This window comes from Paenalicyclobacillus macrosporangiidus (assembly GCF_900116805.1).
Lineage (GTDB): Bacteria > Bacillota > Bacilli > Alicyclobacillales > Alicyclobacillaceae > Alicyclobacillus_H > Alicyclobacillus_H macrosporangiidus.
Window position 1 is genome coordinate 1 of the sequence record NZ_FPBV01000068.1, and the last position, 2,558, is coordinate 2,558.

Here is a 2,558-nt window from a genome sequence, read left to right on the forward strand (position 1 = left end):
CGCCTGGCGGCGTCCTGCTTTCCCAGGGGCTCCCGCCCCTAGTATCATCGGCGCTGGAGGGCTTAACGGTCGTGTTCGGGATGGGTACGCGTGTTTCCCCTCCGCTATCACCACCAGACCTGAGGGTCCCTTGCACCCTCGAAACCAGATACCGAGTTTCCCCTGCTTCCGGTGAAGCCCTCGACCGATTCGTATCCGTCAGCTCCACGTGTCACCACGCTTCCACTCCGGACCGATCTACCTCGTCTTCTTCAAGGGGTCTTACTCCCTTTCGGGATGGGATACGTTATCTTGAGGCTGGCTTCGCGCTTAGATGCTTTCAGCGCTTATCCTTCCCCGACTTGGCTACCCAGCGCTGCTCCTGGCGGAACAACTGGGACACCAGCGGTCGGTTCGTCCCGGTCCTCTCGTACTAAGGACGACCCCTCTCACGTATCCTGCGCCCGCGGCAGATAGGGACCGAACTGTCTCACGACGTTCTGAACCCAGCTCGCGTACCGCTTTAATGGGCGAACAGCCCAACCCTTGGGACCGACTTCAGCCCCAGGATGCGATGAGCCGACATCGAGGTGCCAAACCTCCCCGTCGATGTGGACTCTTGGGGGAGATCAGCCTGTTATCCCCGGGGTAGCTTTTATCCGTTGAGCGATGGCCCTTCCACTCAGAACCACCGGGTCACTAAGCCCGACTTTCGTCCCTGCTCGACCTGTCCGTCTCGCAGTCAAGCTCCCTTCTGCCTTTACACTCTCCGCGCGATTTCCATCCGCGCTGAGGGAACCTTTGGGCGCCTCCGTTACCCTTTAGGAGGCGACCGCCCCAGTCAAACTGCCCGCCTGACACTGTCCCCATACCGGCTTCACGGTATCCGGTTAGAAAACAGGTATCTCAAGGGTGGTATCCCAACGCCGGCTCCGTGCAGGCTGGCGCCCACACTTCTCCGCCTCCCACCTATCCTGTACATGACATACCCATCTCCAATATCAAGCTGCAGTAAAGCTCCACGGGGTCTTTCCGTCTAGCCGCGGGTAACCTGCATCTTCACAGGTATTACAATTTCACCGGGTCTCTCGTTGAGACAGCGCCCAAGTCGTTACGCCATTCGTGCGGGTCGGAACTTACCCGACAAGGAATTTCGCTACCTTAGGACCGTTATAGTTACGGCCGCCGTTTACTGGGGCTTCAATTCGGACCTTCGGGGTCTCCCCCTAAGCCCTCCTCTTAACCTTCCAGCACCGGGCAGGCGTCAGCCCCTATACGTCGCCTTTCGGCTTCGCAGAGACCTGTGTTTTTGCTAAACAGTCGCTTGGGCCTTTTCACTGCGGCTCTGCTCTCACAGAGCGCCCCTTCTCCCGAAGTTACGGGGCCATTTTGCCGAGTTCCTTAACGAGAGTTCTCCCGCGCGCCTCCGTGTTCTCCACGCGCCCACCTGTGTCGGTTTCCGGTACGGGCACCTTGACACTCGCTAGAGGCTTTTCTCGGCAGTGTGACTCCCAGGGCTTCGGTACTTTCCTTCCCTCCCCGTCACAGCTCACGGTTTCCAGTGTGCGGATTTCCCTACACACCCCGCTCGCTGCTTGGACGGCCTCTTCCATCCGGCCGCTCCCCTGAGCCTCCTGCGTCACCCCATCGCTCAAACGCGTCAAGGTGGTACTGGAATTTCCACCAGTTCTCCTTCGACTACGCCTCTCGGCCTCGCCTTAGGTCCCGACTTACCCTGGGCGGACGATCCTTCCCCAGGAACCCTTGGGCTTTCGGCGGACAGGATTCTCACCTGTCTTTTCGCTACTTATACCGGCATTCTCTCTTCCGCTCGCTCCAGCTAGCCTTCCAGCTCACCTTCCCCGCAAGCGGAACGCTCCCCTACCATACGTCTCCGTATCCAAAGCTTCGGTGGCCAGTTTAGCCCCGTTACATTTTCCGCGCAGCGACACTCGACCAGTGAGCTATTACGCACTCTTTAAATGATGGCTGCTTCTAAGCCAACATCCTGGTTGTCTGTGCACCGCCACATCGTTCCCCACTTAACTGGCACTTCGGGACCTTAGCTGTTGGTCTGGGCTGTTCCCCTCTCGACCACGGATCTTAGCACTCGTAGTCTGACTGCCAAGCACCCACGAAGCGGCATTCGGAGTTTGACTGAGCTTGGTAACCCTGGCCGGGCCCCGCACCCAATCAGTGCTCTACCTCCGCCTCTGTCCACTTGACGCTAGCCCTAAAGCTATTTCGGGGAGAACCAGCTATCTCCGGGTTCGATTGGAATTTCTCCCCTACCCCCAGCTCATCCCCCGGCTTTTCAACGCCGGTGGGTTCGGGCCTCCATGCGGTGTTACCCGCACTTCACCCTGGCCAGGGGTAGATCACCCGGTTTCGGGTCCATGTCAGCGGACTTGCGCCCTTATCAGACTCGCTTTCGCTTCGGCTCCGGCTTCCCGCCTTAACCTCGCCCGCTGCCATCACTCGCCGGTTCATTCTACAAAAGGCACGCCGTCACAGCTTTCGCTGCTCCGACTGATTGTAGGCACACGGTTTCAGGTTCTCTTTCACTCCGCTCCCGCGGT

At 59.1% G+C, this 2,558-nt stretch carries 2 rRNA genes; both read right to left on the minus strand.

Annotated elements, in window-relative coordinates:
- Position 1 precedes the first annotated feature (1 nt).
- A 5S ribosomal RNA gene (gene rrf / locus BM357_RS18610) occupies positions 2-118 on the minus strand.
- A gap of 50 nt (positions 119-168) precedes the next feature.
- A 23S ribosomal RNA gene (locus tag BM357_RS18615) occupies positions 169-2,558 on the minus strand; the annotation flags it as partial.